Origin of the sequence: Nostoc sp. 'Peltigera membranacea cyanobiont' 213 (assembly GCF_002245975.1) — a bacterium.
In the GTDB taxonomy this organism is placed as follows: Bacteria; Cyanobacteriota; Cyanobacteriia; order Cyanobacteriales; family Nostocaceae; genus Nostoc.
This window is the reverse complement of the sequence record NZ_NOLI01000038.1, coordinates 1-13,963: the sequence shown is the minus strand read 5'-3', so window position 1 is coordinate 13,963 and position 13,963 is coordinate 1. Positions and strand designations below refer to the sequence as shown.

Annotated in this window: 12 protein-coding genes and 2 pseudogenes; 12 read left to right on the top strand and 2 right to left on the bottom strand. The window is 41.4% G+C overall.

Annotated elements, in window-relative coordinates; all coding sequences use genetic code 11:
- The first annotated feature begins 85 nt into the window (after nt 1-85).
- The 4 genes from CDG77_RS13130 (at nt 86) to CDG77_RS13115 (ending at nt 4,096) form a co-directional block, all read left to right on the top strand.
- Entirely contained in the window at nt 86-673 is a 588-nt protein-coding gene (locus CDG77_RS13130) for a tryptophan 7-halogenase (RefSeq protein WP_094329807.1), read from the top strand.
- On the top strand, nt 658-3,342 hold the full coding sequence (locus CDG77_RS13125; protein ID WP_190233967.1) for a tryptophan 7-halogenase: 2,685 nt from the start codon (nt 658-660) through the stop codon (nt 3,340-3,342). Before CDG77_RS13130 ends, CDG77_RS13125 begins: the two co-directional genes overlap by 16 nt.
- Before the next feature lie 294 nt (nt 3,343-3,636).
- Nucleotides 3,637-3,861, top strand: coding sequence for a type II toxin-antitoxin system HicB family antitoxin (locus CDG77_RS13120; protein WP_094329817.1), 225 nt, complete (start codon nt 3,637-3,639; stop codon nt 3,859-3,861).
- Complete coding sequence (locus CDG77_RS13115) at nt 3,854-4,096, top strand: type II toxin-antitoxin system HicA family toxin (protein ID WP_094329805.1); 243 nt, start codon at nt 3,854-3,856, stop codon at nt 4,094-4,096. Before CDG77_RS13120 ends, CDG77_RS13115 begins: the two co-directional genes overlap by 8 nt.
- A 298-nt stretch (nt 4,097-4,394) precedes the next feature.
- Here the strand turns inward: CDG77_RS13115 and CDG77_RS13110 are convergent, their stop codons facing one another.
- A complete protein-coding gene (locus CDG77_RS13110) occupies nt 4,395-6,845 on the bottom strand; it encodes an ATP-binding protein (protein WP_094329804.1) in 2,451 nt (816 codons plus the stop codon).
- Between the two features lie 349 nt (nt 6,846-7,194).
- Between CDG77_RS13110 and CDG77_RS37550 the strand changes: the two are divergent.
- The 6 genes and pseudogenes from CDG77_RS37550 to petJ all read left to right on the top strand — a co-directional run.
- Nucleotides 7,195-7,329: pseudogene (locus tag CDG77_RS37550) on the top strand (sugar ABC transporter permease); the annotation flags it as partial.
- Nucleotides 7,277-7,703 (top strand): annotated as a pseudogene (locus CDG77_RS13100) (carbohydrate ABC transporter permease); the annotation flags it as partial. The pseudogenes CDG77_RS37550 and CDG77_RS13100, both read left to right, overlap by 53 nt.
- A 139-nt stretch (nt 7,704-7,842) precedes the next feature.
- On the top strand, nt 7,843-8,058 hold the full coding sequence (locus CDG77_RS13095) for a hypothetical protein (RefSeq protein ID WP_094329803.1): 216 nt from the start codon (nt 7,843-7,845) through the stop codon (nt 8,056-8,058).
- 132 nt (nt 8,059-8,190) lie between these two features.
- Complete coding sequence (gene psbV, locus CDG77_RS13090) at nt 8,191-8,682, top strand: photosystem II cytochrome c-550 (protein ID WP_094329802.1); 492 nt, start codon at nt 8,191-8,193, stop codon at nt 8,680-8,682.
- Between the two features lie 205 nt (nt 8,683-8,887).
- A complete protein-coding gene (gene petE, locus CDG77_RS13085; RefSeq protein ID WP_094329801.1) occupies nt 8,888-9,307 on the top strand; it encodes a plastocyanin in 420 nt (139 codons plus the stop codon).
- Nucleotides 9,308-9,551: 244 nt separating this feature from the next.
- Nucleotides 9,552-9,896, top strand: coding sequence for a cytochrome c6 PetJ (gene petJ / locus CDG77_RS13080; RefSeq protein WP_094329800.1), 345 nt, complete (start codon nt 9,552-9,554; stop codon nt 9,894-9,896).
- Nucleotides 9,897-10,143: 247 nt separating this feature from the next.
- Here the strand turns inward: petJ and CDG77_RS13075 are convergent, their stop codons facing one another.
- On the bottom strand, nt 10,144-11,643 hold the full coding sequence (locus CDG77_RS13075; RefSeq protein ID WP_094329799.1) for a hypothetical protein: 1,500 nt from the start codon (nt 11,641-11,643) through the stop codon (nt 10,144-10,146).
- A 623-nt stretch (nt 11,644-12,266) separates the two neighbouring features.
- Between CDG77_RS13075 and CDG77_RS13070 the strand changes: the two genes are divergently transcribed.
- Together CDG77_RS13070 and CDG77_RS13065 are read left to right on the top strand one after the other, a co-directional pair.
- Nucleotides 12,267-12,962 (top strand): esterase/lipase family protein, encoded by a 696-nt coding sequence (locus tag CDG77_RS13070; protein ID WP_094329798.1) that lies wholly within the window; start codon nt 12,267-12,269, stop codon nt 12,960-12,962.
- A 250-nt stretch (nt 12,963-13,212) separates the two neighbouring features.
- Nucleotides 13,213-13,872 carry a cytochrome b N-terminal domain-containing protein gene (locus tag CDG77_RS13065; RefSeq protein WP_094329797.1) on the top strand — a complete coding sequence of 220 codons (660 nt, stop codon included), beginning with the start codon at nt 13,213-13,215 and terminating at the stop codon, nt 13,870-13,872.
- Nucleotides 13,873-13,963: the final 91 nt, after the last annotated feature.

The following is a 13,963-nucleotide window of genomic DNA, read 5'->3' as shown; positions in this document are numbered from 1 at the left end:
ACAGTTTCATTCATGTGGAAAAAACAATACATAATGTCGTAGTTTTGGGTGGAGGTAGTGCTGGTTTTCTCTCTGCCTTAGCGTTATTAGGTTCAAATCAGGGCGACATCAACGATTTTGGGTGAAAAATGTGGTCGCCGTTGGCAACGCATCAGGTTTTGTCGAACCGCTAGAATCAACAAGATTACACATGATTGGCGAAACCATTAAATGTGTGTGTGATGTGTTAATTGATTCAGACCAGCAACCAAGCCCAGGATTAATTAATCTAGCGAATCGAGCGATCGCCCAAAAGTGGGATGATATTCGTGACTTTTTATCGATTCACTTTAAGTTCAATCGCCGAGTAGAATCAGAATTCTGGCGGCACTGCTGGCATCAAACTGATATTGGTGATGCCGAAACAGTAGTAGACTTTTTCCAAAACAATGGCCCATCGCCAATTGGTCAAATTCTGCTCCGCAAAAATAGTGTTTTTGGATATAACGGCTATCTAAATCTACTTATGGGTCAACAGGTTGCCACAAAGTATCAAAGCGACAATGACACCTTGGATTTAGATAATTGGCGACAAGTCAAAAACCATTTCATCAAGAATTGTGCTAACGCCTTACCAATTCAGGAGGCGATTCAGGTTGTTAAAGAAATAAAATGTCAATGGCTGACTTCATAGATCCCATTCCCCAGGTGCCTCGAATTAATCCCAATGCCCATTTAATCCTCAATGAAGCCGATGAGGTTTGTAGTTGGGTGGGCGGCGAAGCGTTCGTCCTCGAAGGCATTCAGCCCAGCATTATCCGCAAACTGTTGGCGCTGATTGATGGAGTTCGTCCGCTTGAAAGAATTTATGCTGAACTTGCAGATTCTGGCGATCGCAATTACTTAAACGAGATTGTCTTGGCTTTAAGTAAGCTGGATATTATTGAAGAGGTAGTAACTGAAGCCGCACCGCAAAATCATCGCTGGGATTTGCCCATAGTCTCTAAGCAGGTAGGTCAAAAGGCGATCGCTTTACTAGGCAATCACCAATTACTTAATACTCTCGCTAAAACCTTTGCTGCCGCAGGTTTTGATAATCGTCGCACTTTTTACCTGAAGAATTTTGCATCCTGTCAAACGCCTGAGTTTCGCGCCCTTGGGCAAGAACGGATACTCGTCAACGGCACTTCAAAATATCTGTCATCGCTAGCGCCGACAGTATACCAAGATAGTCTAGACTCTGTTAGTATTTCTGGCTTATCTCAACTCTTTAAAGAATTTGACTTTGTTGTTTGTGCTTTGGAAGGTGTACCATTTCAGGCACTGTTGGATGTCAACAAGTCGGCCCTAGCCAGTGGCACTCCATGTTTATTTGTCACGGCTTCCCAGGAAACAGCACTCATCGGCCCAACAGTTATTCGAGGTGCAACCGCTTGTTTTGGCTGTCGAGTCATTACTTTAGAAGGGTTGCCACCTGTATTTGAAGATATTTGGCCGCAACTTTCAACCCCAATCGTTGCCAAGGCGGATAGCGGAATTTTATCCTCTGTAGCCCAGGCTTGTCTTGAAGAAGCTATTTCCCTTCTGGGCCCGACCTTAACACCAATTCGGGCAACCAGCGTTTTGAAAATTACAGAGGAGGGCGATGCCTACGGCGGGCTATGCCTACGCACCATTAAGCGGCTTCTCCCTAGTAGTGAGTGCCAAGAGTGTACCCCCCGACTAGATGAACCGTTGGGAGTTATTGAACGAAGTGCGATCGCTGCTGCTGCTGAAGAAATTGGGCGGATCTGGCCAAACTCACCCAAGGCAGCAATCCCCCCAGCATCTGATGCTTACCAAACTGTGGGCATTTTGGGGGGCGGCACAGCTGGTTATCTCGCGGCTTTAGCCTTTCGTGCTTTCAGACCAGACATCAAGGTGACTTTGCTAGAATCGAGTGCCATCCCGGTGATTGGTGTGGGCGAGGCGACTACTCCAGAACTCGTTAAGTTTCTCCATAGTCCCCGCTTTTTAGGGCTAGATATCGTTGATTTCTATGAGAGAGTTCGTCCGACGTGGAAGTTGGGGATTAAGTTTCAGTGGGGACTACCCGATGATTATGAATTTACGTTTCCGTTTCAGCGCGGACGCTTGCTAGAATCTCTCCTTTATGATTCAACGCTGAACAATCAATCATTGGGGGCAATGCTGATGAGTGCCGATCGCGCTCCCATTTTCGATCGCGGCGATGGTACTCCCTTGTCTCTACTTCACCAGATTCGCTGGGCGTATCACCTCGATAATCGGCGGTTTGTTCGTTACCTCCGAGAAGAAGCGATCGCCGCCGGCATAGAACATATCGATGTAAAAATTTCTGATGCCCAGATATCTGCCGATGGTGAAACCATTACCCATCTAATTACCGAGGATGGGCGGCAACTAACTTACGATTTATATATTGATTGTTCGGGTTTCCGCTCGTTGTTGCTAGAGCAGAAACTTGGCTCAAAATTCGTGAGTTACCAAGATACCCTCAGCACCGATCGAGCGATCGCTGCTACCGTCCCCCATAATGGTACAGTTAAACCTTACACCCTAGCCGAAACCATGAATAATGGCTGGTGTTGGAATATTCCCTTTGAGGATGCCGATCATCGAGGTTACGTATTTTCTTCAGCATTTTGTAGTGACGACCAAGCTTTAGAGGAAATGCGTGCCAAAAATCCGGGAATGGGCGATCCTTGGATGGTGAAATTTCGTTCCGGGCGACATGAGGATTTTTGGAAAGGCAACGTTGTGGCGATCGGCAATTCCTATGCTTTTGTCGAACCGTTAGAATCGACAGCCATCCACACCATCGTTTTAGAATTAGAACTTTTACTTACCAACTTTCCCGCATCAAAGCGAGATGAGGGGGTAAAATCCGTACTTAACCGCAAGATGAGCGATCGTTGGGATGCCCTGCGTTGGTTTCTCGGAATTCATTACAAGTTCAATCACCGTCTATCTACTCCCTTTTGGCAAGCAGCCAATAGGGATACAGATATCTCTGGCGCAATAGAGCGATTAGCGTTATTTACTGAGCGGGCCCCCCTCTCTTACCGAAATTCCCTGTTTTACCCACTACATCCTCCAGACTTTTTCTCTGACGATCACTCTTATGACACACTATTAGCTGGGCAACAAGTACCCGCCCGCTTTATGGAACCCGTCGAAGATCCAGCCACTTGGCAACGCCAAATGGCAATTCTCAAAGGTCTGGCCAGCACTGCGATGCCCCAACATGAAGCCCTCTCCTGCTTGCGCGAGAAACGGCAAGATTTGCTTTACGACTTCGCAAACCGCCGAGATAGTTGGTTACACACCTGGCTTCCTGCCTAGTGAATTACTGTTCCTATCCCTAATTACGAAGAATTACGGATTGGTACTTTACGCTCTATTATTCGCCAATCAGGATTAGCTCGTACTTTATTTGAGGTTAATTAAGCCGAAAAGGTACTATGGAGTGGTACATCACCACTGGGTATATAAATAATTTCACCGCGAGTGGCATTTTGTTGAGTGGTTCCTGACTGCTGTGCTATCTACAACCCTCGGTTTCTCGTTGTCGCGCTTCCTAACGAGAGGGGGATGAGAGGTGATAATATTTATTGAATGAGCAAAGGTAACTTTGATATGTCGTATAAAGTTAGCATTGTTATTGAAAAAGATGAATATGGATATTATGCTTACTGCCCTGAATTACCTGGTTGTCAATCTCAAGGTGATTCCCTAGAAGAAGTACAGGCAAATATTAAAGAAGCAGTTGAGCTTTATATAGAAACCTTGTCAAATTCAGAAAAACAGGCGCTTCATAACAAGGAGATATTCACCATAACCTTGGAGGTAAAAGTTGCCTAAGTTGCCACGTTTGACTGCAACAGAAGCTGAAAAACTATTATTAAATGCAGGCTTTATTCAAATTAGAAGTAAAGGAAGTCACAGGATTTATTTTCGAGAAGAAGTGAGAGTAGTAATTCCTTTTCATTCAGGAAAAGTATTGCACCCAAAAATAGTTAAACAGGTTCTACAAGCTATTGATATTTCAGAGAATGAAGCGACAGTAGAAGAAGTAGTACCTGAGACTGATGATTAAGAATACTACCCTGCCAAGCAAAGTGACGTGTGCGAAAAAATGGGTATTATTGATGAACAATACTTCCTTCTCGACTTATTTAAACATCCAAGGCGGACGAAAGCCTGTGTAGCCGCGAATCCCATGAGCCAAGGCTTAAATTGACTTAAGTTGACACCTATGGCGATCGCTATTACTCCTACGCTTGTTAACAGCAGTTTTCGAGGATTAAAATATCGCATATTCCTAAAGTTATTTTCCAACACTACCAAAAGTAGTGATGTCTACGACGGGCTACGCCATTTTTATTGAGCTATTCCTAATACAAAGCCCATTCTAATTTCAGAGTTTCTAACTTAGGATTCTTTACACTCATTCTCTTACACTCTTCCATAAATTCTTTGACTTGTTCCTCGTTAAGACTTAAACCGCCATCTTGCAGATTATTGATATAAGTAATCACATCTGAAGTTGTTAAAGCCGAATTTATTTCTTCGAGAAGAATAGCATTTCTAACTTCCCGACAAACCAACTCAATATCTGATGAAGTAAATCTCACACTTTTTTCTGCCAGGATTTCAAAGTTAACTAGCTGATTTATATCAATTTTTGACAGATAGTGTTTGAATAAATCTATTCTTTCTACTTGAGCAGGTGGGAAAACAGGAATCTTCCAATCAAATCTACCAGAACGTTTTAAAGCACTATCAATCCCACTCAAATAATTAGTAGCAGCAATGACAATTACATCACTATTTTGAAGATTGTTTAGTTCTATAAGTAATTGGTTAATAGTTGCTTTTTGGTCTGTATGGGCGTTGTCTTCATTCCGATTAAACCCAATACTGTCTAACTCATCAATGAATAAAACTGAAGGAGCTTTTTTCTTAGCTTGAGCAAAGATATCTCGAATATTTTTTTGACTTTGACCTATCCAAACACTGATAATATCAGCAGGAGAGAACTTAAAGAAATATCTCCCAGACTCATTAGGAAAGGCATTTGCTAGTAGGGTTTTACCGCATCCCGGTAATCCATAGAAAAGAATTCCCCCAATTGAACCCTTGTGTCCCTTAGATTGAAGCTTCAGGAGTCTAGTCAGTTTTTCTTTTTCTTCGTTTAAACCTTTTACTTGGCTAAAGTCAAGCTTAAATTCTTTGACGCGGTTAGTAACTGGATATGCTTGTACTAAACTAGGTTTTTTAGCCCTATACGCAAAAGATGGATAGTCGATTGAATCAAATGATACTGGGACTAATTGGTGTTTTTCATAATCAGGAGCCATGATTACAACCTGGAAGCGATCGCCATAATATCCAGACAACTTATATTCTAATATTTCCTTAGCTTTTTTTAGTTGGTAATAGTTGCGTGCAATCTCAAAACCGGGAATTACCAGCCAAAGACTTTCTAGTTTATTTGGCCATACTTTTGATTTTCTCAAAACTCTTTTCAGGGGATCTAAAAAGAGATTATTGTCCTGAAATTCTTGATATTTGAGAGTTTCTATCTCAACCACTACCTGGTTTTTTACATAGACTTCTATGATTTCGCTTTGATACTCTTCATCCTCTTCTGATGTATCTTCATCTGTTGTTTCCTCATCCCTGGAAGTCAACTCAACTTCACAGCCGATATTAGACAATTCATATCCTAGACTTTCTAAGGTTTTAATAGCAAAATACTTGAGATAGATATATTCTTTACTTTCCTGTTGCCACTTCAGACTGTAAAAATGTTCGGGTTTTATCTTCAGCAATAACTGTGATTCTGCCTGTATCTGAGCTTTTTGTAAATCTAGAAAATAGTCTTGCAAAGATACATCATCTTCCTGGATTTCATAATGTGGAAGTTCCAACAGTAGACGGAAATGGGCATATACTTCCTCCTTATGTTCAATAGAGGCTTCGTTTGGATATTTACACCTGAGAGTAAAAGTAAAAGGAATTTTGCTAGCAACTCTATCTACCAAGTATCCTAAAGCATCTTCTTGCTGATGAGCTTGGATTTCTAATACCGATGGGCAATGAAATAAAATAAAAAACTGTTCAGAATTATATTTATTGGCATATAGAGATATCTGTTCAAACTGCCGATCGAATTTTTCAGAATCAAGCAACTCTAAACCAGTGTTGCCAAGTATAATACTGGTCATAGTTGAGCGATAAAACTGAAAAATACTAGCATCAGCGATAGGATTTTCTTGCTCATCTTCACAATCTTTATCTTCTGAGACAATACTTGTAGGAATTTTCTTAGTAGCAGCTTTAGGTATGGTATTATAACCACCATATTGAGACTTTCTAATTAATTCATAATTAAAGATTTTGACAACAATATCAGAGAAGAAATCTTCTACTTGTGGAATCAAAAAAATCCCTACTGGCTGGTGGGAATCCAAACATGCTTGGAATCGTTCATATTCTTGTTCGGAGCCAAAATCAAATAAGTAGTAGAAAAAATCATGTTTGACTGAAATCGCCTCTTGTCGTTTGACTGAAATTGATTCAGATTCAGCTACTTGATTAGTTGGAGCTATACCTTTAATAGAAATAGCTATCTTTGTATCTAAGGGAATATACAAATCCAAAGGAGGATTTGCACAAAGTCCCAATTCATCAAGAGCAGCATTAAAATCATCTATGAATGATTGACTTCTACGCTGGTAGCCAAACTGTTCTATGATAGTTTTAACCCGTAGGCTTTTTTGAGTTTTACCAGTTCTCTGAAGCTTACTTTTAATCGAACGTAAGTAGGCTGTATATGACATTTTGTGTCCTCTTGGTTGAATAGGTTTAACTAGCATCCCCAAGGAAGCTAAATATATAGTTCCCTAAATTACATAAGCAGCTAACTCATACAACCGATATCTCGTAAATAGCCATTTTAGGTATACGCTTTCAAACTTATTTAATCAAGTTAAATCTTTTTTGACAGGAGTACGATAAATAATCATACACAACCCATCCCTACAGCCGGGTTAGTGCAGGATTAAACGGAGGTTCAGTAATATTTGAAATCAACAGGCGACGGAGTAACCCCAAGTGGAACATCACAGAAGACTTGGCTGGGTATATCTGGGTATATGTTCATGATGCCCACCATACTAGTTTTAGGGACTGCTTAAGCCTGTAACCTTCTTTGTGGTAACAGTGGGGGTGATTGGGACTTTTCAACTTTTTGACCAGTCTTACATCTTTTCTGGCGGTACTGGCGGGTCAAATAACGCTACCTTATTGGCTGTGCTGGCAGTATCCGACATTTTTGATTTTGAAAGCGATCGCCAGGCTGAATTCTTACCAAGGCATGATTGTTTCTAGCATGGTCAATGCCACTTGCATCTTCATGATGCGGCAATTTTTTGTTAATTTTCTTAAAGAACTAAATCGGCGCTAGCAGCACAGGCGGTTTTTGTGTTCATAGGAAGTTGGAATAATTTTTTATTGCCTATAGTTATCCTATTTGACCCAGAAATGTTTACCCTCCCTTTGACGCTGAACACCTTCAAAGGTCAATACATCAGCTATTGGAACTACATTATGGCAGCTTCTATGGTTTTACCCTGCCAGCTTTAGGTTTTTACGCCTTTTTTAATCGTTACTTTATTCAAAGCATAATTTTTACCTGAGGAAAAGGTTAAACCCCATTCCCAATGCCCCATTCCCCATTCCCCATTCCCTAAACAGTATTTTGGGCAACAAATTGCACTCCTAACGTGATATTGGTATTACAGCGACTCAATCTCTATCTATCAGTTAACAAGCATTATGGGTTTTGCAGACCTATCGATCGCAGAGATAGCAGCTGACTACAGCATACCTGTAGAAAAAGTGTTTTCTCTGTGCAACCAACTAGGAATCGCCTACAAACACCAAAAGACCCGTTTGGCGTTAGAAGATGCAAAGGCAATTATTTCCCAAATATCGTTTGAAACACACCCAAAAGGTACTAGCGACTTATTGGGTGATGACGAGGACACCTGAAAGGTGATCTTGGGCTTTAGCTAATCATTGATAGCTAATGACAAAAAACAATCAGTCATTAGTAATTAGCAGCTTGGAGATTGAGAATCGCTTTATTAGCTGTGTTGAGCGTAAAAATTTTTAAGGGGAAACATGTTTAGAAGACTAATTGGCGTTGTTGTGGTCACTGTTTTACTCTCGTTTCAGTTGCTTGTCGGTAGCGCGACAGCAGTGGAACTAGACAAAGCTACCCGAACAGTGCCATTAAATACTGAAGGTGAAGTTACCGTACTTAGCCTTAAACAAGTCAAAGAAGGCAAACGCTTATTTAATTACGCTTGCGCCCAATGTCATGCTGGGGGAGTTACCAAGACAAACCAAAATGTGGGCCTCGCTCCAGAGGATCTCGCACTGGCAACACCCAACCGTAATAACGTTGAAGGATTGGTGGATTACCTGAAAAATCCCACCACTTACGACGGGGAAGAAGAGATTTCCGAAATCCACCCCAGTATCAAAAGTGCAGATATTTTCACAGCAATGCGAAATCTGACTGATGATGACTTGGAGGCGATCGCCGGTCATATTCTCATACAACCCAAAATCGTTGGCACTAAGTGGGGAGGCGGAAAAATCTATTACTAAATCCCGAAATTAGGATTGGGGATTGGGGATTGGGAAGAATTCAGTCCCCAGTCCCCAGTCCCTCATATTACTGATTCCACAGCTTTTTGCAATAAATTGCTCTCCATATCTTAAAAAAAAATTGTATCTATGACAGATTGTCATATTTGGTGTTGATTTTATTTAAAATGAGAAAGGAAAAAAAATTGTTTGTTAGGAGAGAGCCATGAAATTTATTTCAGCAAGCTTGCGACGCTTTAGTTTAGCCGTGTTGACAATCCTTTTAGTTGTTAGCAGCTTTGCAGTTTTTACTCCCAGCGCTTCTGCAGAAACCTACCAGGTGAAATTGGGTACTGATAAAGGAATGCTAGCATTTGAACCGAAAAAATTGACCATTAAACCAGGTGACACAATTGAATGGGTGAACAATAAAGTTCCTCCCCACAACGTTGTGTTTGATGCAGCCAAAAACCCCAGTAAGGATGCCGCTTTAGCAAAATCTCTGTCTCATAAGCAGTTGCTGATGAGTGCTGGTAAAAAGGAAACAACCACTTTCCCCGCAGACGCACCTGTTGGTGACTACACCTTCTACTGCGAACCTCACCGTGGTGCTGGCATGGTTGGTACAATCACTGTCCAAGGCTAGAAACGTTCTCATTGAAACAAGATCCTTTCTCTGTGAAATTACCTCATAGCAACACGCTACACTCCTAGAGTGACGCACACAATGCATAAATGGCGGTAACGAGTCCTACCCCACCCCTAAGACGCTAAACAACCCGTAGCGATTGAGGGATGAACTCGTTACCGCCAATCTCGATCAAATTTGACTAAATCAGGGATTAATCGCGTTTATACTCTTCCTGGAGGCTTGTTGCGAGGAAATTCTCTTGAGAATACTTTTATTAATTTTAATGTTAGCGATCGCTCTATTCAAATTGACATTCATTAGTCCAGCACTAGCTGCCGAAACATCCAACGGGGCTAAAATTTTCGAGGCTAACTGCGCTTCTTGCCATATAGGTGGCGGCAATATCCTTATTAGCCAGAAAACCTTGAAAAAGGAAGCATTGTCAAAGTACCTAGAAAATTATAATCGCGACTCTATCGAGGCGATTATCCACCAAGTGCAAAATGGTAAAAATGCCATGCCTGCCTTTAAAGAAAAGTTAAGTGCTGAAGAGATTCTGGAGGTAGCTGCTTACGTTTTTCAGAATGCAGAACAAGGCTGGTAAAGTTAGCCATTGAGGGGTTCAATCGAATGGAATATAGACCACTCTTAGGGGCACAGAAATACTCATACGTGTAAACTTAGAGCCAAGGCGCATCGAATTCACAGCTAAAAACCTAAGTCCGCCTCTGCGGACTTAGGAAAAATTGAAGATTGGAAACCTACTGAGGTAGGTTTTGTTTTTGTAGATGCGCTAACCGCCCTTGTAAAGTTAAGTTAACTTTTTTGAATCCAAAATCACCACTAGGTAATTATTTTTCTGGATTAGATTTTTCTCTCTTTTCCTTCACTTGGCGCAACCGTTCTACTAATTTTTGATCCGATTCGGCGGAGGGTGTAGACTCAATCTGATTGACTTTCGGCAGTACTAAGGGTTGCGAAGTAGCTGCTGATGAAGGCGCGATCTGGTTATTTATGATTGGGAGTTCAGATAATGGTTTGGGAGTAGCTGTCGGTGAGAACTGAGGCTGATTGCCATTGACTCTCGGTGCTGCTAATGGTTGAAGAGTACCTTTTGAAGAAGGCGTAGGCTGATTACTTCTGATTAGCAGATCGGGAAATGGTTTAGAAGTGGCTGCTGGTGAGGGGGTAAGCTTATTATTGATTCCTGGTGCAGATAGTTGAGTAGTCCCAGTGTTGTTTTGGAAACTTAGGTTAAATGGGTAGGAACTAATCTGTTTATCTCCCTTGGGGGATTGCTTATTGAAGTATTCCCTTGCTTTCAATTGCAATTCAGGGGAAATTAGCTTGTCTTGAAACTTGATATCTAAGACCTTACCATCACGATCCACTACTAATACCCCCAAAACAGCGCCTTCAAGATTCGGCTTATCTGTAGGTAATGTTTGGCGAATAACTGGTTTTTGTTCAACGTTGGGGTATTCTTGCTGAACTTCTTTTCTCAGGTTTGCGTAGGAATCTAGCTGTGCAATTGCTAAATCAGTTCCTTTTCGAGATAAATTGGGTTGTTGTGATGTGCTTCCCCTCATTAGGGTTAAGCTATCCCCAGGTCTTGGAGCTTGTTTTAGAGAACTTATTAGCGAGTTTTGAGCAATTCTAGACCCATTATTACCCGACTGGATCGTTTGTGGAGTGGTATTTATCTGTGCTGTTGTAATGGGGTTAGTGTCAGAGAGGTTCGGAGATTGAGCATTTTGCAGAATATCATTAGGTATTTGCTGCGACTGCAATACTGGCAATGGCAATCTATTTACATCCAATGGCTTAGATACCTGGTATTTGGTATCACTGACATTCACACGAGGAACTGATGGAGAAAATTTGGGGGTGGTATTGAATTTAGAATTGTCAAATTTAGAGCTATCAAATCGCAAATTATCACTAGGAATCATCCGCAAAGTCTGCCTTGTAGGCACGGAGGAGACTCGATAGTTATTCGATGATTGGGGTAGCGGAGGCATTACTAGCTGACTGCTAGATGGCGGTGCTGCCAATGGAGGCAATGTGGTTTGGGGGCTAAAGTTAGATGCAGAAAGTGGCGCTATTGGAGGAAGTTGTTGTAAACCAATTTGGGGGGTGCTTTGTGGCAAACGGCTTTGATCGGCTTGGCTCAATTCCAAAAGTCCAACGGTTTTGGATGATGCTGTATCTTTGGGTTTGCTAGAATCCATAGGCATCAATGGCACAATCATGGCGATCGCACCGTGGATGCCAAGAGAAGCTATAGCCGCTATCCCAATTGGCTGGCTTAAAACTTCTGGTATATTTTTAAACACGGAGACGTAAGACATAGCTGTTATCGTTCACTCGGCTCAGTTGCAGTTGACTAGCGATTTTCTCTTTCCGAACTATATTGCAAAATATCGCAATATACGCGTCCCTCTAAGGAAATAATAATTTCCTCTCATGGCAATCAAAACGCCAAAATTGCCATTTATTCAGGTTTGTAATTGTTTAATGACATTGGATTGGATCGAATCTTCAAATTTGAGCTTGCTAAAGAGGTATTAGAAAAATTACTACTTTTGGTTTTTTATTTTTGTGACGCACACAATTAAAATTAATATCTAGGATCTTTTTTAAAGTTGAAGTCAAGGTAAAAGTCTGAGTACATCAAAACATCTGCTGAAGTTGCCTTGTTTTTCTCCGCTTTTCCATTCAACTAGGCTTGTGTAACAGATGGCACATTTGCTTGTCTGAGCTAGTCCCTATGTGAAAATACTACCATATTAGCAGCCTCAAAATTGTTGCAAGTTGTACAATTTTATTGACATTTTAGCTCTAAATCCACCAAAGCTATTTAGGCTTTTCCGATCGGGAGTTCAGTTGTGCGATCGCAATTATAGCTTTTGAATTCTGACTACTTCTTCGTCAAAAAGTTTCAAACCCTCAATCATTGCATCCAAAATTCAAAATGCCGTTACCGACAGTTATTGTACCGGGATATCTAGAAAGCGCGATCGCTTACCGCCAACTAGAACAATCCTTACAACAGTTAGATTTTCCTACAGTTACAGTACCACTGCGACGGCGCGACTGGCTACGCACTATTGGCGGAAGACCAGTAACACCAATTTTACAAAAACTCGACCTGACAATCAAGCATACATTGCAGCAATATAATGCTACTCAAGTTAACTTAATTGGTCACTCCGCCGGAGGTTGGATATCCCGCATCTACATGGGAGAAAAGCCATATTGGGTAAACAGTAACGCTAAACCCTCCCTCTGGAAAGCGCATCCTTTAGTTGCTACTCTCATCACCTTGGGTACGCCCCATATTAGCCAAGAACGCTGGACACGCTCCAATCTAGATTTTGTCACTAATAACTACCCAGGAGCTTTTTACAAAAACGTTCGTTACATTTGTGTGGCTGGCAAAACTATCTTTGGACAAAGGCGGCGCGGTAGCTGGTTAGCTTACAGTAGTTACCAATTAACCTGTGGTAAAGGCAACACTTGGGGAGATGGAATCACACCGATTGAAGCTGCTCATTTGGAAGGCGCAGAAAATCTGGTAATTGAAGGTGTGAGACATTCTCCTAGAAGTCCTGGAATTTGGTATGGCTCGCCAGAACCCTTAAAAGCTTGGGTGCAATATTTGATTTAATCTAAAATCATCATGTGAGGTTCAAAATATTTAACTTAATGCATAATAATACATAGAAAAAATCAAATATTGGCAGACAACTTAAGTGGACTAAAACTATTAGCTTCAGACTTAAGTCTGAGGCAGGCTAGTTCCCGATCGAAAATATTATAAAAATTTATTTTTCTTTGATAAGTGCAATATCTATTAATATTTCTTAGTTAAAATGAGAAAAGAATAAATACCTAGTTAAGAACAGGAGGGGTGAGCCATGCAAAGCACCCAGTTCGATAAGATTATGCGACGAATAGCGACGATATTATCAGTCGTGATACTTGCTCTGTGCTTAATTTATGTCTCTACAGGAGTTCTGCTGTCTTTTTACTATGAACCGACAGCAGGGGGTGCTTATAACTCCTTAAAGATGATTAATACACAAGTGCCTTATGGCTGGTTGTTTTGGAGAGCGCATCAAGTTGCTGGTAACGCAGTAATTGCGATCGCTCTGATTCAAATTGTGGTGATGTTTTTAGGTCGCCAATTCCGCAAGAGTTGGCTGACTGCTTGGGTTAGCGGGATTTTGTTGACATTAAGTGCGATCGGGCTGGACTGGACAGCGATGATCCTAGATTGGACTCAGGAAGGATACTGGCGTTTTAACATTGAATTAGGAACCATCGAAGCCATTCCTTTTATCGGTGGACAGATGCGCGACATCCTAACTGGGGGTGGCGCGATTAATACAGTTACTGTCGAACACCTTTATACAATACACAGTTATCTGATTTTGGTGGCGACCCTAATTCTTGCCATAGTTCATTTAGCTGCTTTACTGTGGCAGGAATGGGAAATGTCTCAAGAAGGGCCAAGACCAGAAATTGATAATTTGCCACAACCACCAGAAGGCGAATTTGTTCCTACCCAAAGCTGAGTGCTGTTAGGGGTAGCGGGGCCTTTAGCCCGTGAGGTACAAAATATAGGACTCAAAGTTCAGATATAAACTTTATATCCTGCCCCCTGCC

Excerpts from the sequence above, each read along its gene's own strand:
- CDG77_RS13095 (WP_094329803.1), top strand. The coding sequence starts at position 7,843 with ATGGGTTTTGCAGACCTATCGATCGCAGAGATAGCAGCTGACTACAGC.
- CDG77_RS13075 (WP_094329799.1), bottom strand. The coding sequence starts at position 11,643 with ATGTCTTACGTCTCCGTGTTTAAAAATATACCAGAAGTTTTAAGCCAG.
- CDG77_RS13120 (WP_094329817.1), top strand. The coding sequence starts at position 3,637 with ATGTCGTATAAAGTTAGCATTGTTATTGAAAAAGATGAATATGGATAT.
- CDG77_RS13070 (WP_094329798.1), top strand. The coding sequence starts at position 12,267 with ATGCCGTTACCGACAGTTATTGTACCGGGATATCTAGAAAGCGCGATC.
- CDG77_RS13065 (WP_094329797.1), top strand. The coding sequence starts at position 13,213 with ATGCAAAGCACCCAGTTCGATAAGATTATGCGACGAATAGCGACGATA.
- petE (WP_094329801.1), top strand. The coding sequence starts at position 8,888 with ATGAAATTTATTTCAGCAAGCTTGCGACGCTTTAGTTTAGCCGTGTTG.
- CDG77_RS13125 (WP_190233967.1), top strand. The coding sequence starts at position 658 with ATGGCTGACTTCATAGATCCCATTCCCCAGGTGCCTCGAATTAATCCC.
- psbV (WP_094329802.1), top strand. The coding sequence starts at position 8,191 with ATGTTTAGAAGACTAATTGGCGTTGTTGTGGTCACTGTTTTACTCTCG.
- CDG77_RS13110 (WP_094329804.1), bottom strand. The coding sequence starts at position 6,845 with ATGTCATATACAGCCTACTTACGTTCGATTAAAAGTAAGCTTCAGAGA.